Annotated in this window: 14 protein-coding genes and 1 tRNA gene; 7 read left to right on the forward strand and 8 right to left on the reverse strand. The window is 72.2% G+C overall.

Translation table 11 applies throughout. The features are described 5' to 3' along the window. Positions 1-103 precede the first annotated feature (103 nt). Positions 104-177: transfer RNA gene (locus GXP74_RS24395), tRNA-Met, on the reverse strand. Positions 178-208: 31 nt separating this feature from the next. Beyond that, positions 209-922, reverse strand: coding sequence for an epimerase (locus tag GXP74_RS24400; protein ID WP_182453382.1), 714 nt, complete (start codon positions 920-922; stop codon positions 209-211). Between the two features lie 164 nt (positions 923-1,086). Between GXP74_RS24400 and GXP74_RS24405 the strand changes: the two genes are divergently transcribed. After that, on the forward strand, positions 1,087-2,721 hold the full coding sequence (locus tag GXP74_RS24405) for an AMP-binding protein (RefSeq protein WP_182453383.1): 1,635 nt from the start codon (positions 1,087-1,089) through the stop codon (positions 2,719-2,721). Positions 2,722-2,757: 36 nt separating this feature from the next. On the opposite strand, the gene GXP74_RS24410 is transcribed toward GXP74_RS24405, so the two are convergent. Both GXP74_RS24410 and GXP74_RS24415 read right to left on the reverse strand, forming a co-directional pair. Further along, entirely contained in the window at positions 2,758-3,597 is an 840-nt protein-coding gene (locus GXP74_RS24410; protein ID WP_182453384.1) for an alpha/beta fold hydrolase, read from the reverse strand. Positions 3,598-3,650: 53 nt separating this feature from the next. Continuing rightward, the gene (locus tag GXP74_RS24415) at positions 3,651-4,940 is read right to left on the reverse strand and encodes a helix-turn-helix domain-containing protein (protein WP_225448148.1); all 1,290 of its coding nucleotides are present in this window, start codon (positions 4,938-4,940) and stop codon (positions 3,651-3,653) included. A gap of 392 nt (positions 4,941-5,332) precedes the next feature. Here GXP74_RS24415 and GXP74_RS24420 point away from each other — a divergent pair, with 392 nt between their 5' ends. From GXP74_RS24420 to GXP74_RS24440, 6 genes are all read left to right on the forward strand, one after another. After that, the gene (locus GXP74_RS24420) at positions 5,333-6,289 is read left to right on the forward strand and encodes a triacylglycerol lipase (protein ID WP_182453386.1); all 957 of its coding nucleotides are present in this window, start codon (positions 5,333-5,335) and stop codon (positions 6,287-6,289) included. 281 nt (positions 6,290-6,570) lie between these two features. After that, a complete protein-coding gene (locus GXP74_RS41640) occupies positions 6,571-6,702 on the forward strand; it encodes a hypothetical protein (protein ID WP_255528149.1) in 132 nt (43 codons plus the stop codon). A gap of 53 nt (positions 6,703-6,755) precedes the next feature. Further along, positions 6,756-7,268: a carbon-nitrogen hydrolase family protein gene (locus GXP74_RS24425; RefSeq protein WP_255528150.1), complete on the forward strand. Its 513-nt coding sequence runs from the start codon at positions 6,756-6,758 to the stop codon at positions 7,266-7,268. A 90-nt stretch (positions 7,269-7,358) separates the two neighbouring features. Beyond that, positions 7,359-8,822 (forward strand): MFS transporter, encoded by a 1,464-nt coding sequence (locus GXP74_RS24430; protein ID WP_182453387.1) that lies wholly within the window; start codon positions 7,359-7,361, stop codon positions 8,820-8,822. Next, a complete protein-coding gene (locus GXP74_RS24435; protein WP_182453388.1) occupies positions 8,819-9,619 on the forward strand; it encodes a class I SAM-dependent methyltransferase in 801 nt (266 codons plus the stop codon). Before GXP74_RS24430 ends, GXP74_RS24435 begins: the two co-directional genes overlap by 4 nt. Positions 9,620-9,733: 114 nt before the next feature. Continuing rightward, on the forward strand, positions 9,734-10,276 hold the full coding sequence (locus GXP74_RS24440; protein ID WP_182453389.1) for an MOSC domain-containing protein: 543 nt from the start codon (positions 9,734-9,736) through the stop codon (positions 10,274-10,276). A 7-nt stretch (positions 10,277-10,283) separates the two neighbouring features. Here GXP74_RS24440 and GXP74_RS24445 read toward each other — a convergent pair whose 3' ends face one another. The 4 genes from GXP74_RS24445 to GXP74_RS24460 form a co-directional block, all read right to left on the reverse strand. Then, positions 10,284-11,768, reverse strand: coding sequence for an APC family permease (locus GXP74_RS24445; protein ID WP_182453390.1), 1,485 nt, complete (start codon positions 11,766-11,768; stop codon positions 10,284-10,286). A 125-nt stretch (positions 11,769-11,893) separates the two neighbouring features. Then, positions 11,894-13,177, reverse strand: coding sequence for an iron uptake transporter deferrochelatase/peroxidase subunit (gene efeB / locus GXP74_RS24450; protein ID WP_182453391.1), 1,284 nt, complete (start codon positions 13,175-13,177; stop codon positions 11,894-11,896). Further along, positions 13,174-14,349 (reverse strand): EfeM/EfeO family lipoprotein, encoded by a 1,176-nt coding sequence (locus tag GXP74_RS24455; RefSeq protein ID WP_182453392.1) that lies wholly within the window; start codon positions 14,347-14,349, stop codon positions 13,174-13,176. Before GXP74_RS24455 ends, efeB begins: the two co-directional genes overlap by 4 nt. Before the next feature lie 52 nt (positions 14,350-14,401). Continuing rightward, a complete protein-coding gene (locus GXP74_RS24460) occupies positions 14,402-15,289 on the reverse strand; it encodes an alkaline phosphatase family protein (protein ID WP_182453393.1) in 888 nt (295 codons plus the stop codon). Positions 15,290-15,349: the final 60 nt, after the last annotated feature.

Raw genomic sequence — 15,349 nt, forward strand, 5'->3', positions numbered from 1 at the left:
AACGAGCCAGGGGGGCGGAGGGATTCTCCGCAGGTAAGGCGCCGGCCTGGCGCACAAAACTCTGCAGGCCCAGCGTGCGAGCGCCGGGCCTACAGAGTTCAAGTAGCGGGGACAGGATTTGAACCTGCGACCTCTGGGTTATGAGCCCAGCGAGCTACCGAGCTGCTCCACCCCGCGTCGGTAGCTCAACTGTAGCAGAGTGCCGTGATCACTCGGCCGACTGTTTCCCGCCATGGTCGCGCCGCCCGGTGGGCCGGGTGGCCAGGGCGTTGATCTCCCGGGGGCCGAGCAGCCGGGTACCGGCGCCGTCGGCGGCGACCGCGAGCATCGCCCGGCCGATCTCCGCGGTGGACGTGACCGCGTTCGGGAACAGCCGCCGCAGCAGCGGGTACGCCGGGCCGATCACCCGGTACAGGATGCGGTACAGGGCGGTCTTGGAGACCACCCCGGGGCCCGCCTGGATGTAGCCGGGGCGGAACATGTAGGCGTCCATGGGCAGCGCCAGCAGCTCGTTCTCGGTCTGCCCCTTGACCCGGGCCCACATGCTGCGGCCCTGCCCGGTGCTGTCGGTGCCCGCGCCGGACACGTAGCCGAACACCAGTCCGGGGCTGCGCTCGCTGACCGCGCGGGCGACCGCCAGCGTGAGGTCGTGGGTGACCTCGCGGTAGGCCGCCTCCTTCATCCCGACGGAGGAGACGCCGAGGCAGAAGAAGCAGGCCTGGAGGTCGGAGAGCTCGCCCTCGGCGGCTGCCCCGGCCAGGTCCGCGACGTCGGACCGCAGGATCTCGCGCAGCTTGGGGTGGCGCCGACCGACCGTGCCGCGGCCGACCACCAGCACCCGCTTCACCGCGTCGTCGCGCAGGCACTCCTGGAGCACGCCCTGGCCGACCATGCCGGTCGCACCGAAGATGATCACATTCATGGCCCGGAGCCTCGTTCCGTGGTGGTCCTGCCCGACCCGCCGACCCTACCGCCGCGCCGCGGCCCGAGCTGTCTCCGCCGGGCAGCGGCGAATCCCTGTCCGACCCGGTGGTCTGCCTCTATCGTGCTGCCCAGCCCCCGTCGACCACCCCCTCTGGAGCCCTCATGGCCGCAGCTGAGACCCACGCGCCGAGCCACGCCGCCGGTCCCACCGACAGCCCCCTGCTGGACGAGACCATCGGCGCGGCGCTGGACCGGGCGGTCGCCGCCCACGGCGGGCGCGAGGCGCTGGTGGACGCCGCCTCCGGGCGCCGCTGGAGCTACCGCCAACTGGCCGACGAGGTGGACGCGGTGGCGCTGGGGCTGCTGGGGCTGGGGGTGCGCCGCGGCGACCGGGTGGGCATCTGGTCGCCCAACTGCCCGGAATGGGTCTTCCTGCAGTTCGCCACCGCCCGCATCGGCGCGATCCTGGTCACCGTCAACCCCGGATACCGGGCGCACGAGCTGGAGTTCGTGCTGAGGCAGGCCGGGGTGCGGACGGTGGTGGCGCTGCCCTCGTTCAAGACCTCCGACTACGCCGGGATGCTGGCCGCGACCGCCCCCGCCTGCCCCGAGCTGCGCGACACCGTGCTGATCGGCGAGGAGTCCTGGACCGCGCTGGTGGCCGCCGGACGCGCCGCCGACCGGGCACCGCTGGCGGCCGCCGAGGCCGGGCTCGCGCCGGGCGACCCGATCAACATCCAGTACACCTCGGGCACCACCGGCTTCCCCAAGGGCGCCACCCTGTCGCACCGGAACATCCTCAACAACGGCTACTTCGTCGGGGAGTTGTGCGAGTACACGGAGCTGGACCGGATCTGCGTGCCGGTCCCCTTCTACCACTGCTTCGGGATGGTGATGGGCAACCTCGCCGCCGTCTCGCACGGCGCCTGCGTGGTGATCCCGGCCCCGGCCTTCGACCCGGTGGCCACCCTGCGCACGGTCGCCGCCGAGCGCTGCACCTCGCTCTACGGGGTGCCGACGATGTTCATCGCGGTCCTGAACGAGCCGGGCTTCGGCGCGTACGACCTGTCCTCGCTGCGCACCGGGATCATGGCCGGATCCCCCTGCCCGACCGAGGTGATGAAGCAGGTGGTGGAGCGGATGGGCATGCGCGACGTGTCGATCTGCTACGGCATGACCGAGACCTCGCCGGTGTCCGCCCAGACCCGGACCACCGACTCGCTGGAGCACCGGGTCTCCACCGTCGGCCAGGTCGGGCCGCACCTGGAGGTCAAGGTGGTCGACCCGGAGACCGGCCGAACCCTGCCGCGCGGCAGCGACGGCGAGCTGTGCACCCGCGGCTACTCGGTGATGCTCGGCTACTGGGCGCAGCCGGAGCAGACCGCCGAGGCGGTCGACGCCGACGGCTGGATGCACACCGGCGACCTGGCCGCGATGGACGACGACGGCTACCTCACCATCACCGGGCGGATCAAGGACATGGTGATCCGCGGCGGCGAGAACATCTACCCGCGCGAGATCGAGGAGTTCCTGTACACCCACCCGGACATTCTGGACGCGCAGGTGGTGGGCGTGCCCGACGCCACGTACGGCGAGGAGCTGATGGTCTGGGTGCGGCTGCGGGCGGGCGCGCCGGAGCTGAGCGTGGAGGCGGTGCGCGAGTTCTGCGGCGGCAGGCTCGCCCACTACAAGATCCCGCGCTACCTGCACGTGGTGGACGCCTTCCCGATCACCGTGACCGGGAAGATCCGCAAGGTGGAGATGCGCGCGGAGTCGGTCCGCCTGCTCGGACTGTGAGCGGCGCCCCCGGTGGCGCCCCGCCCCTGGCGGCGCTCAGCCCTTGCTGACGAAGGTGTCGATGGCGGCGGACAGGGCGTTCGGCTGGTCCTCCGGGATCAGCGTGCCGCTGTCGGGGATCTCCAGGTAGCTGCCCTGCGGGAACAGCGCCGCCAGGCGGCGGCCGTGCGCCGGCGGCATCACCCGGTCCCGCGCCGCCCAGACCACCAGCACCGGGCGGTCGAAGCCGCCCGCCTCGGCCGCCGCCCGCTGCAACCGGTCGGGGCGGGCGCCGCGCAGGTAGGTCCGCAGGTCCTCGCGTGCCCCGGCGCTGTGCAGCAGCGGCCAGGACCAGCGGTCGGCGATCTCGCGCGGCACCGTCCGCCGGCTCAACAGCCCGTACGCCAGCGGCAGCCGCCGCAGCGGGTGGAACCGCAGCGGCTGCGCGGCGGCGGCGAGGCCGCCGGGGACCTTCGCCGCCAGCCAGATCGCCCGCCCGGGCAGGCCCGGCGGGAAGTTGTCGAAGGCCTCGATGGAGGCCAGCACCAGCCGGGCGATCCGGCCCGCCGCCGGGGTGCCGGAGACCGCCAGCAGCATCCCGGTGGCCGCGTCGTTCTGGACCAGGGTCACCCCGGTCAGGTCCAGGGCCTCCAGGAAGTCGCCCAGCAGCCGGGCCATCCCGTCCGGCGAGAGGTCCGCCCCGGAGCGCATCGGGCGCAGGTGCGAGCCGAACGGCAGCGTCGGCACCACCACCCGGTACTGGTCCTGGAGTTCCGCCACCACGTGCCGCCACAGGGTGCCGTCCACCGCGGGCCCGTGTGCCAGCACCACGGTCGGCCCGTCGCCGCCGCTGTCCGAGTAGTCGAGGGTTCCGGCGGGTAGCTCGATGGTAGCCATCTCCCCACTGTAGATCCCCATCCGCGCCACCGAACAGGCGGCATGACGGTGAATCAGTTGTCCCGCCGGGAGCCCAGGTAGAGCTGCCGTCCGCGCAGCGCGACCTCCAGTTCGAAGCGGGAGTCCGGATCGCGCAGCGCCGCGCCGAACAACTCCTGCACCCGGTGCAGGCGCTGACGGGCCGTCTGCGGATGGATACCGAGCCGGGCGGCGACCTCCGGGGCGCTGCCGCTGTTGGTCTGCAGCCAGGCCAGCAGGGTCGCCGCGAGCCGGTCGCTCTGCTTGGCGGTGAGCGCCTCCAGCGGCGCCAGCCGACGCGCCGCCATCAGCCGCACCAGCGGCGCGTCACTGCGCAGCAGCAGCTCCGGCAGCCGGTCGTCGCAGCTCAGCGGCTCGTCCCGGCGCTCCCTCCGGAACTCGGCGGGGCTGGGGGCGAGGCCGTCGGCGGGAGGGTCGCCGGTGGTCGCCCGGATCGTCCTGGCCCAGCGCAGCGAGTCGGCCGCGAGCTCCGGCGGCACCACCGGACCGACCACCGCGCCCCGGCCCCGGAGCACCCACCGGATCTGGTCACCGGCCAGCAGTACCGCGGGGTCGGGCAGGAGCAGATAGGGCTGGGCGCAGTCCAGGTCGGCCAGCACCGGATCGGGCAGCCTGCGCCGCCGCGCCGCCTCCGGTCCGACGCCCGCGGGCGGGCCGAGCGCCACGCAGGCGAGCCGGTCCGGTACCGGCCAGTCGGCGGCCAGCGCCGCCCGCTCCAGCTCGGCCCGCTGCGCCCCGGTCACCAGCAGCTCCAGCAGCTGGTGCCGGAGCCTGCCCTGGGTGCCCGCGTGGTCGGCCCTGGCCTCGGCGTAGCCCTCGACCGAGGCCGAGGCGATCTCGTCGATGTGGGCGAAGATCGCCTCGGCCAGGGTGACCACCAGGTCCGGGCCCAGACCCACCCGGCGTGCCACCCGCGCGTAGCGCCGCCAGGCCACCCGGGCGCCGAGCCGGTAGGCGGCCTGTAGCGCGTCCAGGGTCCGTCCCTCCGCCAACTCCCCGCGCCCGAGCGCGCGGTAGACGCGTACCCGCTCCTCGCTCAGGCTCCGCTCGCGGCCGTGGCCGTTCGGACGGCGCGCGGTGGGCTGCTCGGCCGCGGTGTCCGGCCGCCGCGCCCGGGGACCGGCGCCCTCCACCAGGTCCGCGAAATCCGCCAGCGCGGTCTCCACGCCGTACTGGATTCCGGCCCCGAAATGCCCGGCGAGCGGCCTGGAGAATTCGGGGACCTGCTGCCGGATCTCCCGGATGATCTCGGCGGCCAGCGTCTCCCGCTCTTTTCTTATCTCGGCCGCGAAACAGCGCGGCAAAGCAGTCCACGGCCCAGCCAACGCAGCCCTCTTCGGTCGGGGCACCACCACTCCGAAGGGCGGAACCGCCCGACGTGAGTATGCGGCTATGTTACTGACGAGTCAATACTTCTGACATGCCTTTTCCCTCCCGCGAACCGGGCCGTGGCGGTGCGCTCGGGGGATGTCGCGGGCGTCCCCCCGGCGTGTTCACGCTCGCTCCGATGACAGGTCCCTAGGATGCCGCCGAGCAATTGATGGCATCCGGTCGAGTACTTCTCATCAGTGCTCGCCGCAGCCGTTGACGGGATTGGCGGACACTCCTAGCGTCCACGTCCCATCGCGGGGTCGCCAATCTCCCTCGATTGCGAACAGGTTGTTCCCGTATTTCCACCACAAGGGACGGACTCAACATGAAAGCGGACAAGAGGAACAGTGGCCTGCGGCTGCTCGCGGTGGCCGCGGCGGGCGCGGTCGGCCTGGCCCTGGCCTGTGCCCAACCGGCCACGGCGGCAAGCTCGTACCCGGTGAACTACGACTTCGCCACCGGGTTCCTGGCCGGGGCGCTGACCCCGAACCAGGCGCCGCTGGGCGCGAACAACTGGTCCTGCGCGCCGAGCGCCGAGCACCCGTACCCGGTCATCCTGGTCAATGGCACCTTCGCCAACGAGAGTGACAACTGGGCGGCGGCGTCGCCGCTGCTGGCGAACAACGGCTACTGTGTGTTCACCTTCAACTACGGCGGCGCCACCCCGAACGCGATCCTCCAGGGCACCGGCGACATCGCCACCAGCGCGGGCCAGCTGGAGGGCTTCGTCAACCGGGTGCTGAGCGCCACCGGCACCGCCAAGGTCGACCTGGTCGGGCACTCCCAGGGCGGCATGATGCCGCGCTACTACATCAAGAACCTGGGCGGCGCGGCCAAGGTCGACAAGCTGGTGGCGCTCGCGCCCAGCAACAACGGGACCACCCTCGACGGCATCACCCAGCTGGGCACCCAGCTGAACCTCATCGACCCGATCAACGGCCTGCTCAACGGGCCGTGCGCGGCCTGCGTCGAGCAGGAGCAGGGCTCCTCCTTCCTGACCGCGCTCAACGCGGGCGGCGAGACCGCCCCCGGCGTCCAGTACACCGTGATCGAGTCCACCGACGACGAGGTGGTCACCCCGTACACCAACGCGTTCCTGCCCGCCGCGCCGAACGTCAGCGACATCCTGCTGCAGAACCAGTGCGCCCTCGACTCCACCGACCACCTGGAGATCGCCGCCGACCCGATCGCCCTCACCGACGTGCTGAACGCGCTGGACCCGGCGCACCCGCGCCCCGTCCCCTGCGAGGTGGTGCTGCCGGTCACCGGCCCGCTGCTCTGACCCGGGTTCCGGGCCCGCTGCTGCCTCCCCCGCGCAGACCCCGACCGGGGAAGGCAGCAGCCACCATGATCGACCGCCGCGAACTGCCGGGGCACGGTTGACGGGGTCGGTGGGCGGCGGCAAGATGGCGGACTGCGTGGCCTACGCCGAACCTCCCGCGACCGTCCCCAGCACGGTCTCCCAGTGGAGGCAAAGGGACTAGCGTCTCAGGTCGCTGTCGCAGCCCGATCGCCTCGGGCGGGGTTGCTGGGGAACGACCGCCCCGGGCGTGGAAGGCCGAGATGACAGCCCACCGGAACGTCAAACGCCAGGTGCGCGCCCGCGCCGCCAGGACCGGCGAGTCCTACACGTCCGCGCTCCGGCACCTGCGGCCGACTCCCGCCGGGGACGTCCCGCCGCGCCGCACCGGCTGACCGAGCCGAACCGCCCGCACAACAGCCTCTCCGTCGTCTCCGACCGAGGCCAGGTGGCCACCCGCTACGACGAGCGGCTGCTGTCCCGGACGAAGCTCTCGTACCTGTACGCGCCGGGCACCGCGCCGGTGGCCTTCGACGTCGACGGGGTGCGCTTCGGCTGCCTGCTCGGCATGGAGATCCACTACCCGGAGCTGTTCGCCGAGTACGAGCGGCTGGACGTCGACTGCGTCCTGTTCTCCACCACCGGCGTCAACCCCGGCAACGCCGCCGCCCAGGCCCAGGGGCACGCCGCCGCCAACAGCTACTGGGTCAGCCTCTCGGTGCCGACCCAGCACAGCGCCACCGCGCCGTCCGGCGTGGTCGCCCCCAACGGCGACTGGCTGGCCCGCTGCCCGGAGGACGGTTCGCCGTCCGTTGCCGTGGTCGACCTGGACGACGGTTCGGCGGCGGCAGCGGTGGCGGTGACCCACGCCCGGCCCTGGCGCCGTGAGTCGCGCGCGGGCCGGGACACCGCGCCGCGGCTCGCCGACCCGCGCAGCGCGGACCGCACGGCGGGCTTCTAGCCGCAGGTCAGGGGCGGCACGCGGGTATCCCGTGGGCCGCCCCGGTGAACTATCGTGCACCCATCCCACGCGTGCACAGCCGGAGGTCCGATGACAAGCGCCACCCCGTGGTACCGGCAGCTGTCGGCCACCCAGCGGAAGTCCTTCGCCGCGGCCTGGCTGGGCTACGTGCTCGACGGGTTCGACTTCGTGCTGATCACGCTCGCGCTCACGGAGATCAAGCACACCTTCGGCCTGAGCACGGTGCAGGCCGCGAGCCTGGTCTCGGCCGCGTTCGTCTCCCGCTGGGTCGGCGGTCTGGTGATCGGGGCGATCGGCGACCGGTTCGGCCGCCGCAACGCCATGGTGCTGTCCATCGCGCTGTTCTCGCTCGGCACCCTGGCCTGCGGACTCGCCCCGTCCTACGCCGTCCTGTTCGCGGCCCGGCTGGTCGTCGGTCTCGGCATGGCCGGGGAGTACGGCGCGAGCGCGACCTACGTGATCGAGTCCTGGCCGCGGCGGATGCGCAACAAGGCGAGCGGCTTCCTGATCTCCGGCTACTCGATCGGCACGGTGCTGGCGGCCTGGGTCTACCAGGCCGTGGTACCCGCCTGGGGCTGGCGGACCCTGTTCCTGATCGGACTGCTGCCGATCGCGCTGGCGCTGTGGCTGCGCCGCGGCCTGCCCGAGAGCCGCGACTGGAGCGCGGCCGACCGGGAACGCGGTCAGGACCGGCCGGAGCAGTCGGCGCTGGACGTCCTGTTCCGGGGCCGCCGGGCACCGCTGAACCTGGCCCTCGGCGCGGCGACGCTCACCGCGCTCGTGCTGGTCTTCACCCGCTCGGTGCCGGGCGGGTGGGTGACCGCCCTGCTCAGCCTGCTGGTGGCCGGGGTCCTGGTGGCCTACATGGTCCAGTTCTCCGGCCGCCGCTGGCCCACCGGCGTCATGCTGATGCTGACGGTCTTCGTGGCCTTCCTCTCCTCCTGGCCGCTCCAGGCGCTGCTGCCGACGTACCTGAGGACCGAGCTCGGCTACACCCCGGCCCAGACCAGCGACGTCCTCTACTACGCGGGCTTCGGCGCGGCGGCCGGCTGCCTGGTCGCGGGCTTCACCGGCGACCGGTTCGGGACCGCCCGCGCCTACTGGACCAGCCTGCTGGCGGCCCAGGCGCTGATCTTCCCGGTGTTCGCCATCGGCGGCCACCACCTGGTGCCGCTCGGCGTGCTGCTGTTCCTTCAGCAGCTGTTCGGGCAGGGCATCTCCGGGCTGCTGCCCACCTGGATCGGCGGCCACTTCGAGGTCCGCCGCCGCGCGGCGGGGCTCGGCTTCAGCTACAACGTCGGGGCGCTCGGCGGCGCCGTCGCCCCGGTGCTGGGCGCGAACCTGGCCGGTCGGATGGGCCTGGGCACCGCGCTGGCCGTGCTCTCCTTCGGGCTGGCCTTCCCGGTGATGCTGCTCATCGGCCTGGACGCGCCGAAGCGGGTCCAGCGGCGACTGCGCCCCGACCCCGCCCCGGCACCCGGCCTCGGGCCGCTCCCGTCGCCGGACGCGACACCTGCCAGAATCGGCGCATGACCGAGCACGCGGACCAGGGGTACCTGCTGGACAACCGGCAGTCGGAGGCGGGGATCCGCTTCGGCGCGCTCGCCGAGTTGTTCGACCCGGTGACGTTCCGGCACGTGGACCGGCTGGGCATCGGCCCCGGTATGCGCTGCTGGGAGGTCGGCGCCGGTGGCCCCTCGGTACCACTGGGGCTGGCCGAGCGGGTCGGCCCCGGGGGCGCGGTGCTCGCCACCGACATCGACGTCTCCTGGACCGAAAAGCTCACCGGCGGCGTGATCGAGGTGCGGGCCCACGACGTGGCCGCCGACCCGCCGCCGCCCGGCGGCTTCGACCTGGTGCACGCCCGGCTGGTACTGGTGCACGTACCCGACCGCGCCGAGGCGCTGCGCCGGATGGTCCAGGCGCTGCGCCCCGGCGGCTGGCTGCTGCTGGAGGACGCCGACCCGGCCCTCCAGCCGCTGCTCTGCCCGGACGAGTCGGGCCCCGAGCAGCGGCTCGCCAACCGCCTGCGGTCCGGCTTCCGCACGCTGATGGCCGGGCGCGGCGCGGACCTCGGCTACGGCCGGACCCTGCCCAGGGTGCTGCGCGAGGCCGGACTGGACGAGGTCCAGGCCGACGCGTACTTCCCGATCACCTCACCGGCGTGCACCGTGCTGGAGGCGGCCACCGTGCGGCAGATCCGCGGCCGCCTGGTGGCCGCCGGGATCGCCACCGACGAGGAGGTCGACCAGCACCTGGCGAACGTCGCCACCGGAACGCTCGACCTGGCCACCGCCCCGCTGATCTCCGCGTGGGGACGCCGCCGGTAGCCGCCGGGGCCGGGCCGACCGGGAGCGGTTCGGGGGCGTCCTTCTGCTCCGGCGGCGGGCGACGTAGCCTGTTCCTGGGGCCGTCACCAGCGGCCATGGCTTCGGGAGGCAGGCATGAGCGGCGTCGTCACAGCGGTCAGCGTCGATACGGAGCACCGGTTCAGCAAACCGAACGCACCGGTGATCCGGCTGCTGGCCGGGCTGGGGGTCGAGGGTGACGCCCACCTGGGCGTGACCGTGCAGCACCGCTCGCGGGTGGCCAGGGACCCGAGCCAGCCGAACCTGCGGCAGGTGCACCTGCTCCACGCCGAGCTGCACGACCAGCTGGACGGGGTCGGCTTCCCGGTGAAGGCCGGTGAGTTGGGCGAGAACGTGACCACCCGCGGGGTGGACCTGCTGGGCCTGCCGCGCGGCGCCCGGCTGCACCTGGGCGAGCGGGCGGTGGTCGAGATCACCGGACTGCGCAACCCCTGCCAGCAGATCAACGAGTTCCAGTCCGGCCTGCTGAAGCAGGTCCTGGGTGTGGACGAGAACGGCTGTGTGGTCCGCCAGGGCGGGATCATGGGCGTGGTACTGGCGGGCGGCGAGGTCCGCCCGGGGGACGACGTCCGGGTGGAGCTGCCGCCGCTGCCGCACGAGCCACTCGACGTGGTCTGACGCTGCGTCAACTCTCCTCGGTGGCCGGGTGCAGGCCCTCGGAGTCGGTGAGCCGGCCACCGAGCCTGCGGGCCGGTCCCGGGGCCGCCAGGACCGCGACCACGGCCGCGAGCAACCAGCAGCCGGAGACGATCGGGAACCAGTGCCCCGGACCGGACGCCGGATAGGGGATGACGTTGCGGTAGAGCGTGTAGCCGAGCAGGCCGAGCGCGGCGAGCGGGATCACCACCTGCCACATCGGCACCGGCATCCGCCGCTGCACGAAGATCAGCCGGATCGCGCCGATGGTGGTCAGCCCGTAGGCGACCAGCAGGATCAGCGTCCCGATGGTGCCGCCCCAGACGAAGGTGTCCTCCGGGACCGCCGAGAAGGCGACGACGCACAGGAGGAGGATGGCGGCCATGACGGCGCTGATCACCACCGCCGCCCGGGCCGGGGTGCCGCGCCCGGAGACCCGGCCCAGGCCGCCGGAGCCGAAGCCGTCCCTGCTCATCGCGAACAGCAGCCGCGCGGAGCCGACGGTACAGGCCAGGCAGCAGCCGAAGGCGCTGATGGTCGCGCCGAGGGTGACCAGGTTCCCGACCCAGGGGCCGAGGTAGCTGCCGCCGAGGTCGCCGATCAGCGAGGTGGAGCTGCCGAAGGTGGCGACCCCGGCCTTGCCGGTGCCGAAGCCCATCATCTCCACCGCGGTCACCACCACGAAGAACACGCCGCCGAAGAGGGTGGTGCCGAGGATCGCCCGGGGGATGTCGCGGTTCGGGTTGACCGATTCCTCGCCGAGGGTGGACGCCGCCTCGAAGCCCGCGAAGGACAGGAAGCCGAAGACCACCCCGAGGAACAGCGCGGATGGCGCGGTACCGGGCGGGACGGAGAAGACCGACATGGTGAACCGGTGCCCGGCCGGGGCGTTGCCGAGGAGCAGCCGGACCAGGACCACGGCGGTGATGGTGAGGATCAGCGCGACGGTCGCCCCCTCCACCGTGAGCAGCACGTTCGTGCCGCGCCGGACCGAGGCGATGGTGAGCCAGCAGGCGAGCACCAGCACCACGGCGGTGAGCAGGAACGGCGCGTCGGTCGGCGGGTGCGGCCAGGCGCCGACCCGTTGCAGGAAGGAGATCCCGAAGATGCCGACCACCGAGGAGGTGGTGACGCCGTAGAAGATGTAGGTGCCGACCAGCCCCCATCCGGCGACGACGCCGGTGCGCGGTCCCAGGGTCGCGCCGACGAAGGCGTAGACCGAACCGGAGTGGTGGAAGTACTGGCAGAGCCGGACGAACACGTAGGTGACCAGCAGCACGCCGACGGCGGCGATCAGGAAGGCCAGCGGCACCGCCCGGCCCACGCTCGGCGCCGCGGCCTGCGGGTTGATGTTGACCGACATGCTGGGTGCCATCAGCGCCATCGACAGGCCGATGGCCTGCCAGACGTTGAGGGTCCGGCGCAGGCGTTGCTCCGGCGGGAGTTCGGTGCTGGTGAGCGTGGAGTCGGACATGCCGGGAGTCCTTCCGCCGTACCGGGCCATGGGTCGCTGTCGCGGGCGCGATACGAGTGTGCGGGCGGGGAGCTCCCGGCGTAAGGGGGCGGGTCGACTGACGCGCCGTCAGTCACCGTTCCGGCTCAGGTGAGTAGTCCGGATGCCAGGTGGTCGTTGCTGCCGCGGACGCCGGGGAGGGCGAAGAAGTAGCCGCCGCCGGTGGGTTGGATGTAGTCGACCAGGGGTTCGCCGATGAGGCGGGTCTGGACTGCTTGGAACTGTCGTGCCACGTCTTGTTGGTAGCAGCAGAACAGGAGGCCGACGTCGAGGTTGCCGTTGTTGTCGACGCCTCGGTCGTAGTTGTAGCCGCGGCGCAGGATCTGTTGGTTGTTGGTGGTCGTGGTGCGTGGGTTGGCGAGGCGGATGTGTGCGGTCAGTGGGGTGCGTAGGCCGTTGGGGTCGGTGGCGTAGTCGGGGATGTCGCTCTCGGAGGTGCCGTCGAGGGGGGCGCCGGTGTCGCGGCGGCGGCCGAGCATGGTCTCCTGTTCGTGCAGGGAGACCCGGTCCCAGAACTCGACCAGCATCCGGATGATCCGGATCACCTGGTAGGAGCCGCCGTCGGTCCAGGCGGGTTCGTTGTCGCTGCCGCCGCGGGTCCAGATCAGGGTGTCGGTGACGGTGGGGTCGGTGGTGTCGGGGTTGGCGATGCCGTCCTTGAAGCCGAGTTGGTTGCGCTGGGTGCCGGTGGGCCGTGGTGCGGCGTGGAAGCCGTCGGCCTTCCAGTTGAGCTGCATGCCGGAGCGGGTGTGCTTGGCGATGTCGCGCAGTGCGTGCATCACGGTGTCGCGGGAGTCGGCGCAGATCTGCAGCGAGATGTCGCCGTGCAGTTCGGTGGAGCCGACGGTGTGGTCGTCGGGGAAGACCGGCATCGGTGCCAGGCGGGCGGGTTTGCGGGCGGTCAGGCCGTAGCGGTGGTCGAACAGGGAGGAGCCGACGCCGACGGTGACGGTCAGGCCGTCGCTGGGGACGAGCGGGCCCAGGGTGGCGCTGTCGGAGGGGACCGAGGCGATGCTGACGTCGGGTGGGGTGCCGCCGGTGGTCAGGAAGCGGATCCGGTCGGTGAGGGTGCGGAACAGGTCCTGGAGCGAGGCCCGGTCGGGGGCGATGGCGTCGAAGGAGACGAAGGTGGCGGCGGCCTGCGGCGGGGTGAGGATGCCGGACTGGTGGACGCCCTCGAACGGCAGCCGCCGCCCCGAGCCGGAACCGCCGCCGCCGCCGCTGCTGCTGGTGGTGGCCGCTGCCCGGTCGGTGGCGAGGGCGCCCGCGCCGAGGACGGCGGCTCCGGCGGCGCCGAGCGCGGCGCCGCGCAGGAACGAGCGGCGGTGCGGGTGGGGGCAGCCGGTGGCGGGGTCGGGGGTGTCGGTCATGCGGAGGTCCGTCCGGTGAGCAGGTCGGGCACGGTGGCGAGTTGTTCCAGGAGTTGGCCCAGGTCGCCGTCGAGGGTCTGTCGCCGTGCGCGCGGCAGTGCGGCGACCGCTGTCCAAGTGCCGTCGGGCGCGCGGCAGGCGAGCAGGTCGTGCTGCACGGTGGTGATCCACTGGTGGAGGGAGGCCGGTAGGGCCGGGTCGCGTGGCTGGATCAGCGCGGTGAGCGTGCCGAGCACCGCCACGGTGCCCTGGGTGTTGGCGTAGACGGTGGCCAGGGTGGTGCCGCTGCCGTAGTCGTCGGTGCCGGAGAGCTGGAACTGCAGGGCGTTCTCCAGGATCTCGTGGCTGCGCAGGGGCAGGTCGCCCGGGTCGGTGTCCTCGCTGGGGAAGTCGGTGATCAGTGCCTGCACGTCTTTGACCAGTGTGGCTGTCAGCGGGCGTAGTTCGGCCGGGGGCTGGTTGTGCCACAGGCCGTACTCGATGCGGAGGAACCCGGTCCAGGAGGGGTCGGCGGTGCCCTGGGGCAGGCCGTCGGGGGTGCCGTTGATCTGGTCGTCGAAGTCCTGGAAGGTGTTGTAGGCGGCGCCCAGGCGCTCGTAGTCCAGGTGCGCGGTGAGCCAGTCGGTGCGGGCCCGGGTCAGGTCGCCCGCGAGCAGGTCGGTGTTGAGGGTGCGGCTGTCGGTGAGCAGCCGTGGCAGGCTGTGCTCGACGTACGCGCGGTAGGCGGTGACCGGTCCGCCCAGGGCCAGGTCGGGCATGGGTTGCACGCCGGGTGGGGCGTCGGGTGCGGTCCCGGTGACGGTGTAGTCGCGGGAGGTGAGCACGGTGCCGTTGGAGAAGACGCAGCGGAAGGCGTAGTGCCCGGTACCGAGGGTGGCGGACAGGGTGCGGGTGGTTCCCGGGGTGAAGTCCTGGAGTTCGGCGTGGACGGTGTTGTCGGCCGGTTGGATCAGGTACAGCTGGACCGGGTCGCGGGCGGTGTCCCTCAGTCGCAGTACCTGGCGTCCGGCGGTGGGGCCGGTGCCGCCGCTGGCGCAGTCGTGCTCGTTCACGTTGATCACCGCGGAGCCGGTGCCCGCGTATGCCGCCAGGCCGCCACCGAGCACGACGGCGGCGACACCGGCCGCGACCGTCGTGCGCAGCGGCAACCGCCGCCCGCCCGGGAGTCTCATCCACATGATGCTGTTCCCGCAATCCCTTCGCGGACGGTGCGGCGCGGGAGGGCTAGTTGAAGACGTCGGTGATCGGGGTGGCGCCCGAGCTGGAACCGACCTCGGTCAGGCCGTACATCTGCTCAAGGGTGGCGAGCAGGTTGTAGTGGTTGACCGTCTCGTCGTAGTCGCCCTGGTTGACCGAGGCACCGACGAAGATCGTGGGGATCTGGTTGTTCTCGGTGTAGTCGTCCTCGTCCCAGGTGACGATGAGCAGGCTGTTGTTCGCCTTGGCCCAGGTCGCGTACGCCGAGATGTTGCTCTTCAGCCAGGTGTCGGCCTCGTTGATGGTGCCGTTGTGCATGTCGTCGTTGAGGTTCGGGATGACGAACGACAGCGTCGGCAGGCTGGAGTAGTTCGTCGGGAAGGACGAGAACGGCAGCGAGTCCGAGGTGGGGACGTTGCTGAAGTTGATCCACGGCGAGTGCTTGCGGGCGTAGTTGCCGGAGGTGCAGGTGGTGGAGCCGGTCTTGGGCAGGCCCTCGGAGTAGCCCTTGAAGGTGTAGCCGGCGCCGAGCAGCTCGGAGCCCAGGTTCGCGGTGCTGCCCGCGCTGACCGGGCAGGTGTCGGCGGTCAGGCCGTCGGTGCTGCCGGAGAACAGCGCCATGTAGTTGGGCTCGCTGGGGTGGGTGACCCCGAACGACGAGGTCAGCAGGGCGCCCTGCGAGGCAAGGGAGTTGATGTACGGGGCGTCGCTGGTGTCGCCGATGATGTCGGAGTAGGAGTGGTTCTCCTCCATCACGACCACGACGTGCGAGTACTGGGGGATGCTGCTCGCGGTGAGCTTGGTGGAGTGGGACAGCGAGACCGGGGAGCTGTGGGGCGCAAGTACGGCCACACCGAGAGCGGCGGCAGCGGCGGTGGCGGCGATCGGCCAGAGCGTGCGGGACCTCAGACGCATGGTGACTCCACGGGGAGGGGGTGAACGGGCACAGTCGCCCGCCATGACAGCGGGAGCGTA

The sequence above is a fragment of the Streptacidiphilus sp. P02-A3a genome, assembly GCF_014084105.1.
GTDB lineage: Bacteria > Actinomycetota > Actinomycetes > Streptomycetales > Streptomycetaceae > Streptacidiphilus.